Here is a 22,248-nt window from a genome sequence, read left to right as displayed (position 1 = left end):
CCGAGCACGGATCCGGTGCGCAGCACCCGGGTGATCCGGTCGTAGGAACTCGGTGCGACGGAGGGGGCGTTCGCCACGAAGGTGCCGCGCCGCGAGGTGACGATGTAGCCCTCCACCTGTAGGTGGTCGAGACTGCGACCGAGGGTGGCGACGGCGACTCCTTCCTGCTTCGCCAGTTCGCGGACAGGCGGCAGCTTCGCGCCTTCCTCCAACTCGCCGTCGAGGATGCGGCGACGGATGCGCTCCGCGATCTGCATGTACGGCGGTTGCCGGTCCGGCTCGGGCATGTGTCCCCTCCCTGTGCACTAGGTCACTGGTGAGTGTACTAGTACACAACGCGGGCGTACATGCGTCGCGCCCGCCTCCCCTTGCCTGTATGACCTAGGACGCGATAGTTTCTGACCTAGGACATGCGCGGGAGTCCGCAGCAACGTCCTGGCCAGCGCGCGCGAAACGGAGAGACCCCGGCGACCGTCCCACCGGCCCCGGGGCATGGCCCTCAACCGCTTGGAGGTTGACGACGTGTTTCAACGTATCGCGGGCTACTTGGGGGCGCTGATGCGCCTCTTACTGCCCCCAGTGCGGCGTCACCGAACGACCGGAACCGGTGCCCGCGTTCTGATTCCCGGCGAGCGACCGCGCCACGGCGTACGGCACGCCACCATCCAGACCGCGATCAGCACGCGACGGAAGGGCGGCGGGAGGTGACCCGTACAACNATCCAGACCGCGATCAGCACGCGACGGAAGGGCGGCGGGAGGTGACCCGTACAACAGCTGGAGCCCTGGCCTCGGCAGGCCCGGTCGGGGATGAGGCGCCAGCTGCCGCAAGGGGCGCCACCCCCGCACAGCGGGCAGCGCTGACCTGGGGACCGAGGCAGGCGCCCGTTCCGTACATCAACCCCGTGGACCGAGGAACGGATCGCCGTGCGGTCGCTCACCGTCCGCCGCGACGGCACGGGGCTGTGCTACGGCGACGAATCTCCGGCCGACCGGGACGCACACGGCGTGCTGTGGAGCCGCCTCACCGAGGCGCCGGGCCTGGGGAAGCCCGACTTCCGCGCCGTCCACCCGGCCCGCCAGCGCCGGGCCGCGCTGAACGGGCTGTGCCAGGTGTGCGGTGGCCCCGCGAGCCGGACCGCCCGGGGATGGCTGTTCCTCTTCCCTCACCCCGGCCCCGACACGCTGTCGCCCGACTGGCCGGAGGGCGTGCTCTGCCCGAAACCACCGGTCTGCGTCCTGTGCGCCGACACCGCCCTGCGGCACTGCCCGCACCTGACCGCTCCCGTCGCCGTCAGGTCCCGAAAGCCCCGTCCGCGCGGGGTCTACGGCGACGGCTACCTCCCCGGCCCGGACGGACGGCTGCTGCGCGTCCCCAGCGACGGCTACCTCCCCTACGGCCATCGGGACAGCCGGTGGTTCCTCGCGACCCAGCTCGTGCTCGAACTGCGCCGCTGCACTGTGGTCGATCTCGCGTCGGACATCGTCGGCTGACTGTCACCCGACGGGGCCGACGGCCGGGGCCCAGCTCACGCGCACGCCAACGACACGCGGCCCCCACCGGCCGGTGGGACCGATGGGGGCCGCGCCCTTCGCGGGGCTCCAGTATGACTGGTATGACCAGTTGTGGACGTAAGACGGAACGAAGGATTCCGTAAATTTGTCGGACGGCGTCGGACAGCGGGGGTCAGTGGTTCCGAGGGAAGCCCAGGTCGACCCCGCCGACCTCCGCCGGATCGGGCCACCGGGTGGTGACCACCTTGCCCCGCGTGTAGAAGCGCACGCCATCGGGGCCGTAGACGTGCAGGTCGCCGAAGAGGGAGTCCTTCCAGCCGCCGAAGGAGTGGTAGCCGACCGGGACCGGGATGGGGACGTTGACGCCGACCATGCCCGCCTCCACCTCCAGCTGGAAGCGGCGGGCGGCGCCTCCGTCGCGGGTGAAGACGGCCGCGCCGTTGCCCCACTTCGAGCCGTTGATCAGCGCGATCGCCTCGTCGTACGTCTCCGCGCGCACCACGCACAGCACCGGGCCGAAGATCTCGTCGCGGTAGGCGTCGGCGTCCACCGGCACCCGGTCCAGCAGCGAGACGCCGAGGAAGAAGCCGTTCTCGTGGCCCGGGACGGTCAGGCCGGTGCCGTCGACCACCACCTCGGCGCCCTGCGCGGCGGCCCCGCGCACGTACGAGGCGACCTTGGCGCGGTGCTCGGCGGTGATCAGCGGGCCCATCTCGGAGGCCGGGTCGGTGCCGGGGCCGATGCGCAGGGCCGCCGCGCGCTCGGCGATCTTCTTGACCAGCTCGTCGCCCGCCGCGCCCACCGCGACCACCACCGACACCGCCATGCAGCGCTCGCCCGCCGAGCCGTACGCCGCGCTGATCGCGTTGTCGGCGGCGAAGTCCAGGTCGGCGTCGGGCAGCACCAGCATGTGGTTCTTGGCGCCGCCGAGGGCCTGTACGCGCTTGCCGTGCGCGACGGCCCGGGACTGGATGGCGCGGGCGATCGGCGTGGAGCCGACGAAGCTGACGGCGGCCACGTCCGGGTGGTCCAGCAGCCGCTCGACGGCCGTCCGGTCGCCGTTGACCACGTTCAGCACGCCGTCCGGCAGGCCCGCCTCGGCGGCCAGCTCGGCCACCCGCAGGGCGGCGGACGGGTCCTTCTCGCTGGGCTTGAGCACGAAGGTGTTGCCGCACGCGACGGCCAGCGGGAACATCCACAGCGGCACCATGGCCGGGAAGTTGAACGGCGTGACGCCCGCGACCACACCCAGCGGCTGGCGCAGCGAGGCCACGTCCACGCGGGTGGACACCTGCGTGGACAGCTCGCCTTTCAGCAGCGCCGGGATGCCGCAGGCCAGTTCCACGACCTCCAGGCCGCGCGCCACCTCGCCGAGCGCGTCGGCGTGCACCTTGCCGTGCTCGGCGGTGATCAGCCGGGCGATCTCGTCGCGGCGCGCGTCCAGCAGCTCGCGGTAGCGGAAGAGCACCGCGGTGCGCGCGGCCAGGGACGCGGTGGACCAGGAGGCGTACGCGTCCCGGGCGGCGGCCACCGCCGCGTCCACCTCCCCGTCGGACGCGAACGCCACCCGCGTGGTCTGCTCGCCGGTCGCCGGGTCGTACACCGGTCCGTAGCGGCCGGAGGCGCCCTCGGCGGCCCGGCCCCCGATCCAGTGGTTGACGGTCTTCATCACGCGCCTGCCTTTCGTATCGAGGGGTCGGGGGCTTCACAGGTGGCGGCGGCGGGTCGCGGCCCGGCGTTCGTACGCCTCGCGCGCCGCCACCGCCGCCGGGCGGTCGGCCACGGCCGCCACGGGCACGTCCCACCACGCCTGCGCGCCCGGCAGCTCCGGGCCCGGCGGCGCGGTCTCGACGTACACGCAGGTGGGCCGGTCGGCCGTACGGGCGGCGGCGAGCGCGGCGCGCAGCTCGCCGACGGTGGCCGCGCGCAGCACGGCCATGCCCAGCGACGCGGCGTTGGCCGCCAGGTCGACGGGCAGCGGGTCGCCGGTGTACGTGCCGTCGGCGGCCCGGAAGCGGTAGGCGGTGCCGAAGCGCTCGGCGCCGACCTGCTCGGACAGGCCGCCGATGGACGCGTACCCGTGGTTCTGGAGGAGTACGACCGTGATGTTCACGCCCTCCTGCACGGCGGTGACCAGTTCGGTGGGCATCATCAGGTACGTACCGTCGCCGACCAGCGCCCACACCGGGCGGTCCGGGGCGGCCAGCCGGACGCCGAGTGCGGCGGGGATCTCGTAGCCCATGCACGAGTAGCCGTACTCCACGTGGTACTGGTACGGGGACCGGGCGCGCCACAGTTTGTGCAGGTCGCCGGGGAGGGACCCGGCCGCGTTCACGATCACGTCGTCGTCGCCGACGACCGCGTCCAGCGCGCCGAGCACCTGCGCCTGGGTGGGCCGGGCGGCCGGGTCGGGCGCGGCGTAGGCGGCGTCGACCCGCCGCTCCCAGCGCTCCTTGGCCGTCCGGTAGGCCGCCTCGTACGCGGCGTCGACGCGGTGGCCCGCGAGCGCGGCGGTGAGGGCTTCGAGCCCGGCGCGGGCGTCGGCGACCAGGGCGGTGGCGGCGAGCTTGTGCGCGTCGAAGGACGCGATGTTGAGGTTCAGGAAGCGGACGGCCGGGTCGGCGAAGAGGGTCGCGGAGGCGGTGGTGAAGTCGGTGTAGCGGGTGCCGACGCCGACGACCAGGTCGGTGGCGCGGGCCAGGTCGTTCGCCACCGCCGTGCCGGTGTGCCCGACGCCGCCCACCTCGGCCGGGTGGTCGTGGCGCAGCGCGCCCTTGCCCGCCTGGGTGGCGGCGACCGGGATGCCGGTGGCGTCGGCGAACGCGCGCAGCGCGGCCTGCGCGCCGCTGTGCCGCACGCCGCCGCCCGCGATCAGCAGCGGTCGGCGCGCGGCCCGTACGGCGCGGGCGGCGTCGGCGAGCGCGGCCGGGTCGGGCGCGGGGCGGCGCACCGGCCACACCCGGTCGGCGAAGAAGTCCTCCGGCCAGTCGTGGACCTCGGCCTGCACGTCCTGCGGCAGGGCGAGGGTGACGGCGCCGGTGGCGGCCGGGTCGGTCAGCACCCGCACGGCCTGGAGCGCGGCGGGGACCAGCGCCTCGGGCCGGACGATCCGGTCGAAGTAGCGGGAGACCGGCCGCAGGCAGTCGTTGACGGACACGTCGCCCGCGTACGGGACTTCGAGCTGCTGGAGTACGGGGTCGGCGGGGCGGGTGGCGAAGGTGTCGCCGGGCAGCAGCAGGACGGGCAGGTGGTTGATCGTAGCCAGGGCGGCGCCGGTGACGAGGTTGGTGGCGCCGGGGCCGATGGACGTGGTGACGGCGTGCGTGCTGAGGCGGCCGGACTGGCGGGCGAAGCCGGTGGCCGCGTGCACCATGGCCTGCTCGTTGCGGCCCTGGAGGAAGGGGAGGGCGGGAGCCGGTCCGGGCGGGTCCGATCCGTACGGGCCGGGCGGGCCCGCCGCGCCGGACTCCAGCAGGGCCTGGCCGAGGCCCGCCACGTTGCCGTGGCCGAAAATGCCCCAGCAGGCGGCGATCAGGCGGCGGCGGTGCCCGTCGCGCTCGGTGTACTGGCGGGCCAGGAACGCCACCAGCGCCTGGGCCACGGTGAGCCGCCGGGTCGGACTCGGCGTCCGCTGGGCTGTCGGCTCGGGCGTCACGGGGTCCCTCCGGGTGCGGTGTACAGCGGCAGGCGCGGGTCGGCGGGCAGGTCGGGCCAAGTCGCGCGGATCCACGCGTGGTCGGGGTGGTCGCGGATGAGCCAGGCACGCTCGGCGCCCGGACCGGCCATGACGTTGAGGTAGTACAGGTCGTGTCCGGGTGCGGCGATGGACGGGCCGTGCCAGCCGTCGGGGATGAGGACGGCGTCGCCGGTGCGGACCTCGGCGAGCACGTCGGTGTTCCGGCCCCGGCCGGACGGGGAGACGCGCTGGTAGGCGACGCCCTCGGTACGGGGGGCCGGTCCGCCGGAGGCCGGTCCTCCGCGGGCCGGGGCGCTGGGGGCCGGGGCGATCTCGAAGTAGTAGATCTCTTCCAGGCGCGACTCCTCGCCCGGCCGGTCCTCGTCGTGCTTGTGCGGCGGGTAGGACGACCAGTTGCCGCCCGGCGTGAGCACCTCGACGGCGATCAGCCGGTCGCAGGCGAAGGTGTCCGCGGCGGCGAAGTTGTTGACCTGGCGGGAGCAGGTGCCGGTGCCGCGCAGCTCGACGGGCACGTCCCGCGCGGGCCCGTACCGGGCGGGCAGCCGCCGCTCGCAGCGCGCCCCGGCGAGCGCGAACCGGCCGCCCCCGCCGCTGGCGACGGTGGCGTGCGCGTCGCGCGGCACGTACGCGAAGTCGGTGACCGCGGCGAAGACACTGTCCCGGCCGTGCAGGTCGAAGGTCTCGCCGCCGTCGGCGTGCGGGTTGACCAGCACCGTGCAGGCGCCGCTGAGCGGCAGCACGATCCACTCGGCGGTGCCCGTGGCGAAGGTGTGCGCGCCGCCGGGCGGCAGGGTCAGCACGCGCAGGCAGGAGCGGTCCCAGCCGGCCAGGCCGGGGTCGATGTCCACGGCGTACGGGCCGCTCGCGGCCCTGCCCGCCGGGAGGTGGAAGCGCTCGCCGGTCATGCCCGGCTCCTCTCGCCGTTCACCGCGGTCGTGTGGGGGTGGGGGCCGGCGCGGTCCCGGTGGTCCCGTAGCAGCATTCCCCTCCGCTCCCGGCCGTCCCACCTCGATCGCGGCGGGGCCGTTCGTCGCAGCGGGCGGCGGGGGCCGGGGGCCTGTTCGTCGCGGAGCGCGGCGGCTCACAGCAGGCTCACGGCCGTGTCGACGGCCTCCGCCACCCCGCCCCGCGCCGGGTACAGCAGCGACCGGCCCACGACCAGGCCCCGCACGGTGGGCAGCCGCAGGGCCTTGCGCCAGCTCTCGTACGCCGCCTCCTGCGTGCCGGGCGCGGCGGAGACGTCGCCGCCGAGCAGCACGGCGGGCAGCGTGGAGGTCTCCATGACGGCGGCCATGTCGTCGGGGTTCTCGGTGACCGGCACCTTCAGCCAGGTGTACGCGGACGTGCCGCCCAGCCCGGAGGCGACGGCGATGGCCGTGGTGACCGCCTCCGCGCTCAGGTCGTTGACGACCCGGCCGCCGGTGCGACGGCACAGGAACGGCTCGACGAAGACCGGCAGCCGCAGCCGGGCCATGGCGTCGACGGTCCGGGCGGCGGCGAGCAGGGTGGCCGCCGAGCCGGCGTCGGCGTAGTCCACGCGCAGCAGCAGCTTGCCCGCGTCGAGGCGCAGCCGGGCTATGTCCCGGGGGCGGTGGCCGGTGAACCGGTCGTCCAGCTCGAACGCGGCCCCGGCCAGCCCGCCGCGGTTCATCGAGCCCATGGCGACCTTGCCGTCCAGGGCGCCGAGCAGCAGCAGGTCCTCCAGGATGTCGGCGGTGCCGAGCACGCCGTCCACGCCCCGCCGGGACAGCGCGAGGCACAGCCGCTCCAGCAGGTCGGCCCGGCTCGCCATGGCCAGCCGCCGGCCGCCGACGGCGAGCGCGCCGCGCGCCGGGTGGTCGGCGGCCACGATCAGCAGCCGGCCGCGGCCGTCCAGCAGCGGGCGGCGGGGGCGGCGGGCGGCCGCCTCGGCGATGGCCTCGGGGTGCCGGCTGCGGACGGTGACGAGGTCGGAGATGCTGATGCTCATGGGGTTCCTCGCGTTCGCGCTCGGTGGGCTCGCTCGGTCGTCACTCGGTCGCCGCTCGGTCGCCTCGGGCGTCTGGGCCTGGGGGTCCTGTCGGTCGTCGGGCCGTCCGGCCGCTGCTGTCGGCCGGGCCCGGGGCCATGCGGGTCCGGCGGCCCGCTCACACGGCCGGGGCGGCCGGGCCCGCCGCGGCGAGCAGGGCCGTCACCTCGGCGTCGGTCGGCATCGCGGAGGAGCAGGCCAGCCGGGAGGCGACGATGGCGCCGGCGGCGGCCGCGTAGCGCAGGACGCGCTCCAGGTCCCAGCCGGCCAGCAGGCCGTGGCACAGCGCGCCGCCGAAGGCGTCGCCCGCGCCGAGGCCGTTGACGACCTCGACGGGCACGGGCGGCACCTCCGCGTACGAGCCGTCCCGGCCCGCGGCGAGCACCCCGCGCGGGCCCTGCTTGACCACGGCCAGCTCCACGCCCGCCGCCAGCAGGGCCCGCGCGCAGGCCGCGGGCTCGCGCAGGCCGGTGGCGACCTCGCACTCGTCCAGGTTGCCGACGGCGACGGTGGCGTGCCGCAGCGCCTCGGCGTAGTCGGCGCGGGCCCGCGCCGGGTCGGACCAGAACACGGGCCGCCAGTCCAGGTCGAAGACGGTCGGGCCGCGCCGGGCGCGCGCCGCCAGGGCGGCGAGGGTGGCTGAGCGGCTGGGCTCGGCGCACAGCCCGGTGCCGGTCGTCCAGAAGATCCGGGCGGCGCGGACGGCGTCGTAGTCCAGCTCGTCGGGGTGGATCTCCAGGTCGGGGGCCTTGGGGTAGCGGTAGAAGTACAGCGGGAAGTCGTCGGGCGGGAAGATCTCGCAGAAGGTGACCGGGGTGGGGTACGCCTCGACCGGCGTGACCCACCGGTCGTCCACCCCGAAGTCACGCAGCGCGGCGTGGACGTAGTCGCCGAACGGGTCGGCGCCGGTGCGGGTGATCACGGCCGTACGGCGGCCGAGGCGGGCCGCGGCGACGGCCACGTTGGTCGGCGAGCCGCCCAGGAACTTGCCGAAGGTCTCCACGCGCGCCAGCGGCACACCGCCTTGCAGGGGGTAGAGGTCCACGCCGATCCGGCCCACCGTGATCAGGTCGTACGGGTCGTGCGGCTCACTCATGCGTGCCCCTCTCGGCAGGACGCGGTTCACCGGCCGGGTCGGCTCGGGCGCCGCGGCGGCGGCCGGGCCCGTCGACCTCTTCAGGTCTAAGGGTCCCCCGAGCAGCTGTCAAGCATTTGTCCTTACATAAGGACGTCCCACAAGGGCGCTGGCCCGGGCGGTCCGCCCGGGCCGCCTCCCGGCCAGGCGTCCCGCGCGCGGGCACCTGTCCCCGGCAGTCTCACCCCAGCACTCCCCCCGCAGAGCCATTACGTCCTGATGTCATGACGAGATATTGACCGGGCGCTGCCCGACCGGTGAAGCTGCCGCACACTGACACGACAGGCCCCTTCACGCGCGGGCCCGCTCCGCCCGCGCCCGCACCGCGTCCCGCCCGCCCGTGTCCACCCCCGCGTCCGCCCCGTGACCGCCCCCGTGCCCCCCGTGCCCGCCGCCGCGTCCGCCGCCGAGGACGGCGGGCGAAGACCGGCGGGCGAGAACCGGCGAGAGGAGACCCCGCCATGACCGCCGCCTCCGGACCCGGACCCGTACCCCCGGCCGGGGCCGCGCCCAGGGCCGTACCCGGGGACGTACCCACGGCCGTACCCGGCGCCGCGCCCGGAGACCTGCCCGGGAACGGGCCTGTCCCGGGGCCCGCGGCCGCCGCCGCGCCGGCGCGGCTGCCCGGCCCCGGCCGCCTGCGGGTCGGCTCGGCGCCCGACTCCTGGGGCGTGTGGTTCCCCGACGACCCCTGCCAGGTGCCCTGGCGGCGCTTCCTGGACGAGGTCGCGCAGGCCGGCTACGAGTGGATCGAGCTGGGCCCGTACGGCTACCTGCCCACCGACCCGGCCCGCCTGGCCGAGGAGACCGGGCGGCGCGGGCTGCGGGTCTCGGCGGGCACGGTGTTCGCCGCGCTGCACCGCGGCCCCGCCGTCTGGGACGCCACCTGGCGGCACGTCGCCCAGGTGGCCGAGCTGACCCGGGCCATGGGCGCCGGCCACCTCGTCGTCATCCCCGCCTTCTGGCGCGACGACAAGACCGCCGAGCTGATCGAGAGCCCGCGGCTGAGCGCGGAGCAGTGGCGCCACCTGGCCGCGGGCCTGGAGCGGCTGGGGCGCGAGGTGCGCGAGCGGTACGGGCTCGGCGTGGTGGTCCACCCGCACGCCGACACGCACATCGACACCGAGGAGAACGTCGTACGCCTCCTGGACGCCACCGACCCCGCCCTGGTCAACCTGTGCCTGGACACCGGCCACTACGCCTACTGCGGCGGGGACAGCGTCCGGCTCATCGAGACGTACGGCGAGCGGATCGGCTACCTCCACCTCAAGCAGGTGGACCCGGCCGTGCTCGCCGAGGTGATCCGGGACGGGGTGCCGTTCGGGCCCGCGGTGCGGCGCGGCGTGATGTGCGAGCCGCCGCGCGGCGTGCCCGCGCTGGAGCCGGTGCTGGCCGCGGCGAGCCGGCTGGACGCCGACCTGTTCGCCATCGTGGAACAGGACATGTACCCCTGCCCGCCCGACCGGCCCCTTCCGATCGCCGAGCGCACCCGCCGCTTCCTGCGCTCCTGCGGCGCGTAACCCTGACAACAGCTGAACGCGGCCCGCCCGACCCCGTACGAACCCGACCCGCACGAACCCGACCGTACGAACCCGACCCCGTACGAACGAGAGAGGACACCGAACGACCATGACGCAGCACGGGACGCTGGGGGTGGCCGTCATCGGCGCCGGCCGGATGGGCGCCGACCACGTCCGCCGCCTACACGAGGTGACCAGCGGCGCGCGCGTGGCCGCCGTGGCCGACGTGGACGCCGAGCGGGCCAAGGCCGCCGCGGACGGCGTCGAGGGCTGCCAGCCGTACACCGACCCGGCCGCCGCGATGGCCTGCCCGGAAGTCGGCGCGGTGCTCATCGCCTCGCCCGGACCGGCGCACGAGGCGGCGCTGCTGGCCGCCCTGGAACGCGACCTGCCCGTGCTGTGCGAGAAGCCGCTCACCCCGGACGCCGCCGCCGCGCTGCGCGTGCTGCGGGCCGAGCAGCGGTGCGGGCGGCGGCGGGTCCAGGTCGGCTTCATGCGCCGGTACGACGCGGAGTTGCAGGAGCTGAAGGCGCTGCTGGACGCCGGCGAGCTGGGCCGGCCGCAGATGCTGCACTGCCGGCACCGCAACGCGTCGCTGCCCGCCTTCTTCACCGAGCAGATGCTCATCAACGACTCGGTGGTGCACGAGATGGACCAGGTCCGGTGGCTGCTCGGCCAGGAGATCGCGGCGGTGACCGTGCTGCGCCCGCCGCGCCCGTACGCCCCCGGCGCGCTGCGCGACCCGCAGCTGGTGGTCTTCGAGACGGACGGCGGCGTGCTGGTCACCGTGGAGATCCACCCGGCCTGCGGCTTCGGCTACCAGGTGCAGGCCGAGGTGGTCTGCGAGCGGGGCACCGCGCGGGTGGGCGACGCGCACGGCCTGCTGGTCAACCGCGCGGGCCGGTGGGGCGGCGGGATCGCCCCGGACTACGTGGCGCGCTTCGCGACCGCGTACGACCGCCAGGTGCAGGCGTGGGTGGACGCGGCCCGGTGCGGCGAGGCCGTGGGCCCCAGCGCGTGGGACGGGTACGCCGCCGCGGCCGTCTGCGAGGCGGGGCTGCGGGCCCAGGCGACCGGGGAGCGCACGCCCGTGGAGCTGGCCGAGCGGCCGGCGCTGTACGGCTGAGCACCGTCCGGCAGCGGCCGAGGTCGCCGAGGTCGCCGCGGTGGCACCTCGTCACTCTCCTGTCACGTCCGTCACGCTTACGCGGGCGATCCGTCACAGGCGTTCAACAGCTCCCGCCTCGCGATCACTGAGCGTCGCCCCGTGGGCACAGGCTGGTTGATCAGCACAGCCGCGCCGCGCCCACCGGCCCTCACGGGTGGTGGGCGCGGCGCCTGACGGAAGGCGTCGAGACATGCCCGATCGCAAACTCTGGTCCTACCGCGAGATCGCCGCGCACATCGGCGTACAGGTCGAGACGGTGCGCTCCTACCGCAAGCACGAACTGCTGCCGCCCCCTGACCACGTGGAGAGCGGCAAGCCGTACTGGCATGCCGACACCATCCGGGCCTGGGCGGCCCGCCGTCCGGGCAACCGCTCCCGGCGCGCGCGCGAGGACTAGGGCCGCACCTGGCCCGCGGCCCACGGGGCGCCGCCGCCGCGGGTTCGCGGGCCGGTCCGCCGGGCCTCGTACCGCCGGCGCGGCGGTACGAGGCCCGGCGCGCGTCTGAGCTGCCGCGATGCGGCGGCCGGGTGGCGTGCCGGAGCCGCCCGGCCGTGTCGCGGGCCCGCGCGCCGGGCCCGCGGTCCGTGCGGCATACGATCGCGGACGGGCCGCAGAGCGGGCCGGGGCCTGGATGGGCCTGGCGCCGGCCTGGCCGTCGGCCCGGCCTGGGGCCCGGCGTGTGGGCCTGATACGGGCCACCGGTACCGGGTACTAGCGATACCGGTGCGGGGTACGGGCGCACGGGCGGACGGAGACGCTTCGCGCGGGCCCGGCGCCGGAACGCCGGGGCGGTGGGGGCCGGCGGGTATTTCCGGCACCCCCAGGGTCCGTGAATACCCCCTAGGGGTATAGTGTTGACATCGTTGGGACAGGCAGCGAAAGCCGAGTCCCACCCGACCACAGATTTCCCACCGCGCAGGAGACGCCATGACCACCCAGACGAACACCGGTTCCCAGGACGCGGCCGCCGTCACCACCGTCTACCAGGTGACCGGCATGACCTGCGGCCACTGCGAGGGCGCCGTGTCCCAGGAGATCTCCGCCCTCGCCGGCGTCAGCTCCGTCACGGCCGTCGCCGCCACCGGCCAGGTCACCGTCACGTCGGCCGCCCCGCTGGACGAGGAGGCCGTCCGCGCCGCCGTGGACGAGGCCGGGTACGAGCTGGTCGGCCACGCCTGAGCGAAGTCCGCGCCCACAGGGACTTCCGCGGCCCACGGCTCCGACGGCTCCGACGGCTCCGACGGCTGGCGGCTTCTGCGGCCGAGCAGTCCCAAACCCCGTTCGCGCCCGCGCGCCCTCGGTCGAGCGCATCCCGGCCGAGGGACCGCGCCCGGCCCGCCTCCGGTCCGTGTTCCAGCCCGTACCCGCGACTCCAGCCCGTACCCGCGCCGAATCCGTCCCGCTGCCGCCCGCCCGTGGCGCCCGCGGCCGCCCCGTTCGCCCTTCCGTCCGCACCGCCCGGCTCTCCTTCAGGGGTGAGATACAGATGACCAGCACCGCCTCCCCCACCACGACCACGGCTCCCCCGGCCGCTCCCGGGGCCGCCGCCGAGGTCGAGCTCGCCATCGGCGGCATGACCTGCGCCTCGTGCGCGGCGCGCGTGGAGAAGAAGCTCAACCGGATGGCGGGCGTCACCGCCACGGTCAACTTCGCGACCGAGCGGGCGAAGGTCGTCTACGGCGGCGGTGTCGCGGTCGAGGACCTGATAGCGACGGTGGAGAAGACGGGCTACACCGCCGCCCAGCCGCGGCCCGCCGCGCCCGAGCCGCCTCCCGGGGCCGGCCAGGACGCCGCGGGCCCGGCCGCCGAGGACGGCGCCGGAGCCGACGAGACGGCCGCGCTGCGGCAGCGCGTGCTCGTCGGCATCGCCCTGTCCGTACCGGTGGTGCTGCTGGCGATGGTCCCCTCGGCGCAGTTCGACAACTGGCAGTGGCTGTCCCTCACGCTCGCCGCACCGGTCGTGGTCTGGGGCGGGCTGCCCTTCCACCGGGCCGCGTGGAAGGGGGCCCGGCACGGCGCGGCGACCATGGACACGCTGGTCTCGATCGGCACCCTCGCCGCGTTCGGCTGGTCGCTGTGGGCGCTGTTCTTCGGCCACGCGGGCATGCCCGGTATGCGGCACGGCTTCGATCTGACCGTGTCCCGTACGGACGGGTCGTCCACGATCTACCTGGAGGCCGCCGCCGGGGTGACCTCCTTCCTGCTGCTCGGCCGCTTCCTGGAGGCGCGCTCCAAGCGGCGGGCGGGCGCGGCGCTGCGGGCTCTGATGGAGCTGGGCGCCAAGGACGTGGCGGTGCTGCGCGACGGGCGCGAGGTGCGCGTCCCGGTGGACCTGCTGGCGGTCGGCGACCGGTTCGTCGTACGGCCCGGGGAGAAGATCGCCACCGACGGCGTCGTGGCCGAGGGCGCGTCCGCCGTGGACGCCTCCCTGCTCACCGGCGAGTCCGTGCCGGTGGACGTGGCTCCGGGCGACGCCGTGACCGGCGCCACCGTGAACACCTCGGGGCGGCTGGTGGTGACCGCCACCCGGGTCGGGGCGGACACCCGGCTCGCCCGGATGGCCCGGCTGGTGGCCGACGCGCAGAACGGCAAGGCGGCCGTGCAGCGGCTCGCCGACCGCGTCTCCGCGGTCTTCGTGCCGGTGGTGCTGCTGGTCGCGGCCGGCACCCTGGCGGCCTGGCTGGCCGCGACCGGCGACGCGACGGCCGCGTTCACCGCCGCCGTCGCCGTCCTGATCATCGCCTGCCCGTGCGCGCTGGGGCTGGCCACCCCGACCGCCCTGATGGTCGGCACGGGCCGGGGCGCGCAGCTGGGCATCCTCATCAAGGGGCCCGAGGTGCTGGAGTCCACCCGCCGCGTCGACACGGTCGTGCTCGACAAGACCGGCACGGTGACCTGGGGCCGGATGGGCCTGGTGGAGGTGACCGCGGCGCCGGGCGGGTCCGAGGAGGAGCTGCTGCGGCTGGCCGGCGCCCTGGAAGACGCCTCCGAGCACCCGGTCGCGCGGGCCGTGGCCGAGGGCGCGGCGGCCCGCGTCGGCCCGCTGCCGGTGCCCGAGCGCTTCGTCAGCGTCCCCGGGCTCGGCGTGGAGGGCACCGTCGACGGGTACGCGGTGCTGGTCGGCCGGGAGCGGCTGCTGGCCGAGCGGGGGGTGGCGCTGCCGCCGGAGCTGGCCGAGGCCCGGGCGGCGGCGGAGGCGGCCGGGCGCACGGCCGTGGCCGTGGCCTGGGACGGACGGGCGCGCGGCGTGCTGGCGGTGGCGGACGCGGTGAAGGACACCAGCGCGGCGGCCGTGCGCGAGCTGCGCGCGCTGGGCCTGCGCCCGGTGCTGCTGACCGGCGACAACCGGGCCGTGGCCGAGGCGGTGGCCCGCGAGGTCGGCATCGAGGAGGTCGTCGCGGAGGTGCTGCCGGAGGAGAAGGTGGCGGTCGTGCGGCGGCTCCAGGCGGAGGGCCGTACGGTCGCGATGGTGGGCGACGGCGTCAACGACGCGGCGGCGCTGGCCGCGGCCGACCTGGGCCTGGCGATGGGCACCGGCACGGACGCCGCCATCGAGGCGGGCGACCTCACGCTGGTGCGGGGCGACCTGCGGGTGGCGGCGGACGCGATCCGGCTGGCGCGCCGCACGCTGTCCACCATCAAGGGAAACCTGGTGTGGGCGTTCGGCTACAACGTCGCCGCGCTGCCGCTCGCCGCGGCGGGCCTGCTCAACCCGATGATCGCGGGCGGTGCCATGGCGTTCTCGTCGGTGCTCGTGGTAAGCAACAGCCTGCGACTGCGCGCCTTCACACCGTCCACCTGACGCCTCGTCGGTTCACCGGGTGCGCACAGGCCACACAGGACCCGCACACGGTGCCGTCGATCTCCGAGCCGAGGGGGTTGCTCCTCTCCGGGCGACTGTGCCAAGAGACACAGATCACAGACAACCGAACGTAACCATGGGACGGGGTGGTGAGTCTAACCTGGCAGTGGGGATGCGTCTTGGGGGACGCGACCCCGCCGCGCGTGGCCGGGGCGACGTACCCGGGGAGCTTGAGCGGCCCTCCCGTACGTACGCGTCCCGGCAGATCGCGACCCGAGGCCGCATGCCCCGGCTAGGCGCCCGGCCGGATCCCGTGGGGGGAGTCCGCACCGGGAGATGAAGGCGCCCCGCCCCGACCCGTGGGGGGATCGGAAGCGGGGCGCTTTCGCGTCAGCGGGCGAGCGGCGGCAGCGGACGGGCGGCGGCGAGCCGACGGCGGGTCAGCGCTGCTCGACGGGGACGAAGTCCCGCTGGACCACGCCGGTGTAGATCTGCCGCGGGCGGCCGATGCGCGAGCCCGGCTCCTTGATCATCTCGTGCCACTGGGCGATCCAGCCGGGCAGCCGGCCCAGCGCGAACAGCACGGTGAACATCTCGGTCGGGAAGCCCATCGCCCGGTAGATCAGACCGGTGTAGAAGTCGACGTTCGGGTAGAGCTTGCGCTCGACGAAGTAGTCGTCGGCGAGCGCGTGCTCCTCCAGCCGCAGGGCGATGTCGAGGAGCTGGTCCTCCTTGCCGAGCGCGGAGAGGACGTCGTGCGCCGCCGCCTTGATGATCTTCGCCCGGGGGTCGAAGTTCTTGTAGACGCGGTGGCCGAAGCCCATGAGCTTCACGCCGTCTTCCTTGTTCTTCACCTTGCGGATGAAGGTGTCGACGTCGCTGCCGGACGCCTTGATGCCCTGGAGCATCTCCAGCACCGACTGGTTGGCGCCGCCGTGCAGGGGGCCCCACAGGGCGTTGATGCCCGCGGAGATCGAGGCGAACAGGTTCGCCTGCGAGGAGCCCACCAGCCGCACGGTCGACGTCGAGCAGTTCTGCTCGTGGTCGGCGTGCAGGATCAGCAGCTTGTCCAGGGCGCTGACCACGACCGGGTCCAGCGCGTACTCGGCGGCGGGCACCGAGAACGTCATGCGCAGGAAGTTCTCCACGTAGCCCAGGTCGTTGCGCGGGTAGACGACCGGGTGGCCCACCGACTTCTTGTACGCGTACGCCGCTATCGTCGGCAGCTTGGCCAGCAGCCGGATGGTCGACAGGTGCCGCTGCTCCTCGTCGAACGGGTTGTGGCTGTCCTGGTAGAAGGTGGACAGCGCGCTGACCACGGACGACAGCATGGCCATCGGGTGGGCGTCGCGCGGGAAGCCGTCGTAGAAGCGCTTGACGTCCTCGTGCAGCAGCGTGTGGTGGGTGACCTCGGCCCTGAACTCGGACAGCTCGTCCACCGTCGGCAGCTCGCCGTTGATCAGCAGGAACGCCGTCTCCAGGAACGTGCTGCGCTCGGCCAGCTGCTCGATGGGGTAACCGCGGTAGCGAAGGATGCCGTTTTCGCCGTCGAGGTAGGTGATGGCCGATTTGTACGCGGCCGTGTTGCCGTAACCGGAGTCCAGGGTCACCAGACCGGTCTGGTTGCGGAGCTTGCCGATGTCAAAACCCTTGTCGCCGACGGTGCTGTCCACCAGCGGGTAGGTGTACTCGTCGTCCCCGTACCGCAGTACTACAGAGTTGTCGCTCACGTCATCCCTCACCGACGTCTGGTTCTCATATGTCGAGGTGCCCTGACTGACTCCTCCCACCTTCCCCCATTCGGACGATGGACGTGCACTCGGGGTCGGCTGAAGAGCCTAATGGCGGCACTGAGTGCCGCCATGGGCCATCCTCCCCCCTTCGTCACGGTTCGGAAACCCACTCGATACGCCCGGGCGCGCCGCCCAGCCGGTAGGCCAGCGCCGTACAGCGCCGACCCGCCGAGACCGTCCGCACCGCTTGACCGAGTGCCCGCCGGGACCCCACCAGAACCACAAGGCGTTTCGCGCGGGTGACCGCTGTATACAGGAGGTTCCGCTGGAGCATCGTCCACGCTCCGGTCGTGACCGGAATCACCACGGCGGAATACTCGCTGCCCTGGGAACGGTGGATGGTGACGGCGTAGGCGTGGGCCAGCTCGTCCAGCTCGTCGAAGTCGTAGGGCACCTCCTCGTCCTCGTCGGTGCGCACGGTCAGCCGCTGCTCCTCGGCGTCGAGGGCGGTGACGACGCCCACCGTGCCGTTGAAGACACCGTTGGCACCTTTGTCGTAGTTGTTGCGGATCTGGGTGACCTTGTCGCCGACGCGGAAGACGCGGCCGCCGAAGCGCCGCTCGGGCAGGTCGGGGCGGGCGGGGGTGATGGCCTGCTGGAGCAGCTCGTTCAGCGTGCCGGCGCCGGCCGGGCCGCGGTGCATCGGCGCGAGCACCTGCACGTCCCGGCGCGGGTCCAGGCCGAACTTCGCGGGCACGCGGCGGGCGGCCACGTCCACCGTCAGCCGCCCGGCCTTCTCGGTGTCCTCCTCCGGGAACAGGAAGAAGTCCGTGAAGCCCTGCGTGATGGGCTGGGCTCCGGCGTTGATCCGGTGCGCGTTGGTGACCACTCCCGACTTCTGGGCCTGGCGGAAGATGCGGGTCAGCCGCACGGCGGGCACCGGGCTGTCCGCCGCGAGCAGGTCCCGCAGCACCTCCCCCGCGCCCACGCTCGGCAGCTGGTCGACGTCGCCGACGAACAGCAGGTGGGCGCCGGGCGGGACGGCCTTGACCAGCTTGTTGGCCAGCAGCAGGTCGAGCATGGACGCCTCGTCGACGACCACCAGATCGGCGTCCAGCGGCCGGTCCCGGTCGTACGCCGCGTCACCGCCCGGCTTCAGCTCCAGCAGCCGGTGGACCGTGGCGGCCTCCACGCCGGTCAGCTCGGCGAGCCGCTTGGCGGCCCGGCCGGTGGGCGCGGCGAGCACCACCCTGGCCCGCTTGGCCCGGGCCAGCTCCACCACCGACCGGACGGTGAAGGACTTGCCGCAGCCGGGCCCGCCGGTGAGCACCGCGACCTTCTCGGACAGCGCCAGGCGCACCGCCTGCCGCTGCTCGGGCGCCAGGTCCGCGCCCGTGCGGGTCGCCACCCAGGCCAGGGCCCGCTCCCAGTCCACCTCGCGGAACGCGGGCATGCGGTCCTCGGCACTGCGCAGCAGGCGCAGCAGCTGCCCGGCCAGGGACAGCTCGGCCCGGTGGAAGGGCACCAGGTAGACCGCGGAGACCGGCTCGCCGTCCTCGTCCGGCACCCGCTCGCGCACCACCCCCTCCTCGGCCACCAGCTCGGCCAGGCACTCGATCACCAGACCGGTGTCCACCTGGAGCAGCTTGACCGAGTCGGCGATCAGCCGCTCCTCGGGCAGGTAGCAGTGGCCGGCGTCGGCGGACTGGGACAGCGCGTACTGCAGGCCCGCCTTGACCCGCTGGGGGCTGTCGTGCGGGATGCCGACGGACTGCGCGATCTTGTCGGCGGTGAGGAAGCCGATGCCCCACACGTCGGCCGCCAGCCGGTACGGCTCGTTCTTCACCACGGAGATCGACGCGTCGCCGTACTTCTTGTAGATCCGCACGGCGATGGAGGTGGACACGCCGACGCCCTGCAGGAAGACCATCACCTCCTTGATGGCCTTCTGCTCCTCCCAGGCGGCGCCGATCATCTTCGTGCGCTTGGGGCCGAGCCCGGGGACCTCGATCAGGCGCTCGGGGTGGTGCTCGATGACCTCCAGGGTCTCCAGGCCGAAGTGCTCGGTGATCCGGTCGGCGATCCGCGGTCCGATGCCCTTGATCAGGCCGGAGCCCAGGTAGCGCCGGATGCCCTGGACGGTCGCGGGCAGGAGGGTGGTGTAGTTCTCCACGGTGAACTGCCGGCCGTACTGCGGGTGGGAACCCCAGCGGCCCTCCATCCGCAGGGACTCGCCCGGCTGCGCGCCCAGCAGGGAGCCGACGACGGTGAGCAGGTCGCCGGAGCCGCGGCCGGTGTCGACCCGGGCGACCGTGTAGCCGTTCTCCTCATTCGCGTAGGTGATCCGCTCCAGGACCCCTTCCACGACCGCGAGTTTGAGCATGCACCGACCGTACCGCCCGGCGCCGACAGGCCCGCGGGCCTGTGGACAACCGAGTCCACCGAGGCGGGCGGCCTGTGGATAACCGGCCCCTGCCGCCGGGCGGGCGGCACCATGGACCTGTCGGCGGCGGGCACGTCCGTGCCGGGCCGTGGCGTGCGCGGCTCGGTGGCGTGCCGCGTGCGACGGTGACGGATGGGACTCAGGCAGCCGGACGGGACGCCGGGGACCGGGACGGCCGGGAAGCGGCGCAGCGGGGTGAGCCGAGGAAGGGGACGCGTCATGTACGACTACGACCTGCTGGTCGTGGGGTCGGCCAACGCCGATCTGGTGGTCCGGGTCGACCGCCGCCCGGCCGCGGGCGAGACCGTGCTGGGCTCGGACCTGGCCGTGCACCCCGGCGGCAAGGGCGCCAACCAGGCTGTCGCCGCGGCCCGGTTAGGGGCGCGCACGGCCCTGCTCGCCAGGGTCGGGGACGACGCGTACGGCCGGATGCTGCTGGACAGCCAGCGCGCGGCGGGTGTGGACACCGTCGGGGTGCTCGTCGGCGGCGCGCCCACCGGGGTGGCCGTGATCACGGTGGACCCCGCGGGGGACAACAGCATCGTCGTCTCGCCCGGCGCGAACGCCCGGCTCTCCCCGGGGGACGCGCGGGCCGCGAGCGGCCTGCTGGCGGCGGCGCGCGTGGTCTCCTTCCAGTTGGAGATCCCGCTGGAGACGGTGGCCACCGCCGTCCGCGCCGCCCGCGCGTCCGGCTCGGGGCCCCGGGTGGTGCTCAACCCGTCGCCGCCGGCGGCCCTGCCCTCCGACGTGCTGGCCGCCTGCGACCCGCTGGTGGTCAACGAGCACGAGGCGCGGGCGCTGCTCGCGGACCCGGCCGGGCGCCCGGCGCGTACGGGGCGGCGCGGCGCGGGCACGCCGGCGGGCTGGGCGGCGGCGCTGCTCGCGCGCGGTCCGCGGTCGGTGGCGGTCACGCTGGGGGCGGCCGGCGCGCTCGTCGCCGACCGGCACGGCGCCGCGCACATCCCGGGCGTGCCGGTGGCGGCGGTGGACACCACGGGCGCGGGCGACGCCTTCACCGGCGCGCTGGCCTGGCGCCTGGCGCTGGGCGAGGGGCTGCGGGAGGCGGCGCGGTTCGCGGTGCGGGTGGGCGCGGCGGCGGTGACCAGACACGGCGCGCAGGCGTCCTACCCGACCCCGGCGGAGGTGGTGCCGCCGTAAGAGCCTGTGGCCCGCGGCCGGAAGGCGGCCCGCCGGGCGTCTGCCGCAGGGCGGCGCCGCCGCCAGGAGGCCGCGACTCCCCGCGCCCGACCCGCCGCCGGATTCCGCTGCCGGATTCCGCGCCGGTGTGTGTCCGCCGCCATGGCATCCGTGGGCCCATGGCGGGAAGACGGGCGGTACGGACCGCGAAAACCTTTCGAGGGGCCCGGTCCCCACGACCGGACCCCTCGTGTCCCCCGTCCCCCGTCCCGGCTTTCCTCCCCCCTGCGGATCCCCCCACGGATCCCCCCTCCGCAGGAAGCCGGACACCTGTAAAGACGACCGCGGGTGAGGAAGAGTTGTCGGGATGTCAGCGAGTTACCAGCCCTGCGCCGAAAGTAAGGATCATGGGCGGCTGACGGTCCTGCCTCCTGTCCGGAATCTGTCACTCGCACTTCCTCGGCACTGGCCCACGGGCCGCCGAAGTGAGAATATTTCATCGGGTGGGGATTTCGTGTCGGGTCCGCGACCCGGCCGGACACGACCCCGCCTCCTTCCCGCCGTCAGGCACCGGGCCCGCTTCGCGCGTCCCCTTGGACGGTTTGACGGCGGTTGGCACGGGAGGGTCTTCGATGGCAACGACCGGTGAACGTACGACTCAGACCGTCCCGCTGGGCGATCCCCATGCCCGGCGGCCCGACACGGCGGGCTCCAAGGCCGCCAACCTGGCGCGGGCGGCGGACGCGGGACTCCCCGTGCTCCCCGGCTTCGTCATCCCGCACGACCTCGCCGAGCCCCACGACGGCCCGACCGCACGGCAGGCGTGGCAGGAGCTGTCCGCGGGCGGCACCCGCCCGGTGGTCGTCCGCTCCTCCTCGCCCCACGAGGACACCGACGCCTCCTCCATGGCGGGCCGGTTCGCCTCGGTGCTCGACGTGCGCACCTGGGAGGAGTTCCGCACCGCGGTGCGGACCGTGCTGGACTCCGCGCGGGACCCGGACACCGGCGAGCCCGTGCCCATGGCCGTACTCGTCCAGCCGATGCTGACCGTCCGCGCGGGCGGCGTGCTGTTCACCGCCGACCCGCTGGCCGCCCGGTACGACCGCATGCTCGTCAGCGCCGTGCGCGGCGGGCCTGACGCGCTCGTCAGCGGCGCCAGGTCCGGTACGGACTACCGCCTCACGCCGCGCGGCCGGCTGCTGCGCACCGACCCCGGCGAGCCCGGCGACGACCGGCCGCTGGGCCGGTGCGAACTGCGCCGCCTCGCGCGCCTGGCCCGCCGCGCGGAGCGGGTGCTGGGCGGGCCGCAGGACATCGAGTTCGGCTTCGACGAGGACGGCGGGCTGTGGCTGTTCCAGAGCCGTCCGATCACCGCGCTGGCCGCCCGCCCGCCGCGCGGCGCGCGCCTGCTCGGCCCCGGCCCGGTCGCCGAGACGCTGCCCGGCACCCTCCAGCCGCTGGAGGAGGACCTGTGGCTGACGCCGATGGCGCGCGGCATCGGCGCCGCCCTCGACATCGGCGCCGCCGCGCCGCGCCGCACGCTGCGCGCCGTGCCCGTGGTCACCACCGTGCGCGGCCGGGCCGCCGCCGACCTGGCGCTGCTCGGCGTCGCCCCGCCGCGCCGCCGCCTGCTGGGCCTGCTCAACCCGCTGCCCGGGGCCCGCCGGCTGGCCGCCGCCTGGCGGGTGGGCCGGCTGCGCTCCACCCTGCCGCACCTGGCCGTCGACCTGCTCGCCGACCTCGACCGGCAGCTCGCCGAGGCCCCGCCGCCACGCGAACTCAGCCGCGCCGAACTGGCCGCCCTGCTGCGCTGGGGGCGGGCCGCGCTGGTCGCGCTCCACGCGCAGGAGGCCCTGGCGGGCGCCCTGCTGGACGGCGACCGGCCCGGCACCGCGGCCGCCGAGGCCCTGGCGGCCCTGTCCGACGGGCGGGCCCGGGGTCTCACCGACCGGCAGATCGCCGCACAGAGCCCGGTGGTGCTCGCCCTGACGCCGCCGAGCCTGACCGAGCCCACCCGGCTGCCGGAGCCGCGCGCCCTGCCCCGGCAGCCGGGCTCCGACGGCCCGGAGGCGGCCGGACCGGGCGCCGGA

16 protein-coding genes are annotated in these 22,248 nt (G+C 75.0%); 8 read left to right on the top strand and 8 right to left on the bottom strand.

What is annotated here, in order from left to right; translation table 11 throughout:
• Window positions 1-287, bottom strand: a 287-nt coding sequence (locus RKE29_RS14450; protein WP_312005651.1) for a GntR family transcriptional regulator, incomplete at its 3' end; no start/stop codon positions are given.
• A gap of 639 nt (window positions 288-926) precedes the next feature.
• Here RKE29_RS14450 and RKE29_RS14445 point away from each other — a divergent pair.
• A complete protein-coding gene (locus tag RKE29_RS14445; protein ID WP_312005650.1) occupies window positions 927-1,493 on the top strand; it encodes a hypothetical protein in 567 nt (188 codons plus the stop codon).
• Between the two features lie 193 nt (window positions 1,494-1,686).
• On the opposite strand, the gene RKE29_RS14440 is transcribed toward RKE29_RS14445, so the two are convergent.
• The 5 genes from RKE29_RS14440 to iolC form a co-directional block, all read right to left on the bottom strand.
• Window positions 1,687-3,183 carry a CoA-acylating methylmalonate-semialdehyde dehydrogenase gene (locus RKE29_RS14440; protein ID WP_312005648.1) on the bottom strand — a complete coding sequence of 499 codons (1,497 nt, stop codon included), beginning with the start codon at window positions 3,181-3,183 and terminating at the stop codon, window positions 1,687-1,689.
• 36 nt (window positions 3,184-3,219) lie between these two features.
• Window positions 3,220-5,169: a 3D-(3,5/4)-trihydroxycyclohexane-1,2-dione acylhydrolase (decyclizing) gene (iolD, locus tag RKE29_RS14435; RefSeq protein WP_312005647.1), complete on the bottom strand. Its 1,950-nt coding sequence runs from the start codon at window positions 5,167-5,169 to the stop codon at window positions 3,220-3,222.
• Complete coding sequence (iolB, locus tag RKE29_RS14430; protein WP_312005646.1) at window positions 5,166-6,116, bottom strand: 5-deoxy-glucuronate isomerase; 951 nt, start codon at window positions 6,114-6,116, stop codon at window positions 5,166-5,168. The genes iolD and iolB overlap by 4 nt, the downstream gene beginning before the upstream one ends.
• 176 nt (window positions 6,117-6,292) lie before the next feature.
• A complete protein-coding gene (locus RKE29_RS14425) occupies window positions 6,293-7,180 on the bottom strand; it encodes a deoxyribose-phosphate aldolase (RefSeq protein ID WP_312005645.1) in 888 nt (295 codons plus the stop codon).
• A 157-nt stretch (window positions 7,181-7,337) separates the two neighbouring features.
• Window positions 7,338-8,315 (bottom strand): 5-dehydro-2-deoxygluconokinase, encoded by a 978-nt coding sequence (gene iolC / locus RKE29_RS14420; protein ID WP_312005644.1) that lies wholly within the window; start codon window positions 8,313-8,315, stop codon window positions 7,338-7,340.
• 500 nt (window positions 8,316-8,815) lie between these two features.
• On the opposite strand from iolC, the gene RKE29_RS14415 reads away from it, so the two are divergent.
• The 5 genes from RKE29_RS14415 (at window position 8,816) to RKE29_RS14395 (ending at window position 14,845) form a co-directional block, all read left to right on the top strand.
• Window positions 8,816-9,874, top strand: coding sequence for a sugar phosphate isomerase/epimerase (locus RKE29_RS14415; protein WP_312005643.1), 1,059 nt, complete (start codon window positions 8,816-8,818; stop codon window positions 9,872-9,874).
• Window positions 9,875-9,983: 109 nt separating this feature from the next.
• Window positions 9,984-11,000: a Gfo/Idh/MocA family oxidoreductase gene (locus RKE29_RS14410; protein ID WP_312005642.1), complete on the top strand. Its 1,017-nt coding sequence runs from the start codon at window positions 9,984-9,986 to the stop codon at window positions 10,998-11,000.
• A gap of 232 nt (window positions 11,001-11,232) precedes the next feature.
• A complete protein-coding gene (locus RKE29_RS14405) occupies window positions 11,233-11,439 on the top strand; it encodes a MerR family transcriptional regulator (RefSeq protein WP_312005641.1) in 207 nt (68 codons plus the stop codon).
• A gap of 531 nt (window positions 11,440-11,970) precedes the next feature.
• Window positions 11,971-12,222: a heavy-metal-associated domain-containing protein gene (locus tag RKE29_RS14400; RefSeq protein WP_312005640.1), complete on the top strand. Its 252-nt coding sequence runs from the start codon at window positions 11,971-11,973 to the stop codon at window positions 12,220-12,222.
• A 307-nt stretch (window positions 12,223-12,529) separates the two neighbouring features.
• Complete coding sequence (locus RKE29_RS14395; RefSeq protein WP_312005638.1) at window positions 12,530-14,845, top strand: heavy metal translocating P-type ATPase; 2,316 nt, start codon at window positions 12,530-12,532, stop codon at window positions 14,843-14,845.
• A 440-nt stretch (window positions 14,846-15,285) separates the two neighbouring features.
• Here RKE29_RS14395 and RKE29_RS14390 read toward each other — a convergent pair whose 3' ends face one another.
• Window positions 15,286-16,575, bottom strand: a complete 1,290-nt coding sequence (locus tag RKE29_RS14390) for a citrate synthase (protein ID WP_312005637.1) — start codon at window positions 16,573-16,575, stop codon at window positions 15,286-15,288.
• Window positions 16,576-16,729: 154 nt separating this feature from the next.
• Window positions 16,730-18,961, bottom strand: coding sequence for an ATP-dependent RecD-like DNA helicase (locus tag RKE29_RS14385; RefSeq protein ID WP_312005635.1), 2,232 nt, complete (start codon window positions 18,959-18,961; stop codon window positions 16,730-16,732).
• A gap of 279 nt (window positions 18,962-19,240) precedes the next feature.
• On the opposite strand from RKE29_RS14385, the gene RKE29_RS14380 reads away from it, so the two are divergent.
• Both RKE29_RS14380 and RKE29_RS14375 read left to right on the top strand, forming a co-directional pair.
• Window positions 19,241-20,179: a ribokinase gene (locus RKE29_RS14380; RefSeq protein WP_312005633.1), complete on the top strand. Its 939-nt coding sequence runs from the start codon at window positions 19,241-19,243 to the stop codon at window positions 20,177-20,179.
• Window positions 20,180-20,790: 611 nt separating this feature from the next.
• Window positions 20,791-22,248 (top strand): PEP/pyruvate-binding domain-containing protein (locus tag RKE29_RS14375; RefSeq protein ID WP_312005632.1); only part of this gene is annotated, 1,458 nt, incomplete at its 3' end.

Origin of the sequence: Streptomyces sp. B1866, from assembly GCF_031932565.1 — a bacterium.
GTDB lineage: Bacteria > Actinomycetota > Actinomycetes > Streptomycetales > Streptomycetaceae > Streptomyces.
Note: the sequence above shows the minus strand (reverse complement) of the source record. Positions and strands in the feature narration are given on the sequence as shown.

Coding starts and splice junctions, on each gene's coding strand:
- RKE29_RS14440 (WP_312005648.1), bottom strand. CDS start 3,183: ATGAAGACCGTCAACCACTGGATCGGGGGCCGGGCCGCCGAGGGCGCC.
- iolB (WP_312005646.1), bottom strand. CDS start 6,116: ATGACCGGCGAGCGCTTCCACCTCCCGGCGGGCAGGGCCGCGAGCGGC.
- RKE29_RS14425 (WP_312005645.1), bottom strand. CDS start 7,180: ATGAGCATCAGCATCTCCGACCTCGTCACCGTCCGCAGCCGGCACCCC.
- iolC (WP_312005644.1), bottom strand. CDS start 8,315: ATGAGTGAGCCGCACGACCCGTACGACCTGATCACGGTGGGCCGGATC.
- RKE29_RS14415 (WP_312005643.1), top strand. CDS start 8,816: ATGACCGCCGCCTCCGGACCCGGACCCGTACCCCCGGCCGGGGCCGCG.
- RKE29_RS14410 (WP_312005642.1), top strand. CDS start 9,984: ATGACGCAGCACGGGACGCTGGGGGTGGCCGTCATCGGCGCCGGCCGG.
- RKE29_RS14405 (WP_312005641.1), top strand. CDS start 11,233: ATGCCCGATCGCAAACTCTGGTCCTACCGCGAGATCGCCGCGCACATC.
- RKE29_RS14400 (WP_312005640.1), top strand. CDS start 11,971: ATGACCACCCAGACGAACACCGGTTCCCAGGACGCGGCCGCCGTCACC.
- RKE29_RS14395 (WP_312005638.1), top strand. CDS start 12,530: ATGACCAGCACCGCCTCCCCCACCACGACCACGGCTCCCCCGGCCGCT.
- RKE29_RS14385 (WP_312005635.1), bottom strand. CDS start 18,961: ATGCTCAAACTCGCGGTCGTGGAAGGGGTCCTGGAGCGGATCACCTAC.
- RKE29_RS14380 (WP_312005633.1), top strand. CDS start 19,241: ATGTACGACTACGACCTGCTGGTCGTGGGGTCGGCCAACGCCGATCTG.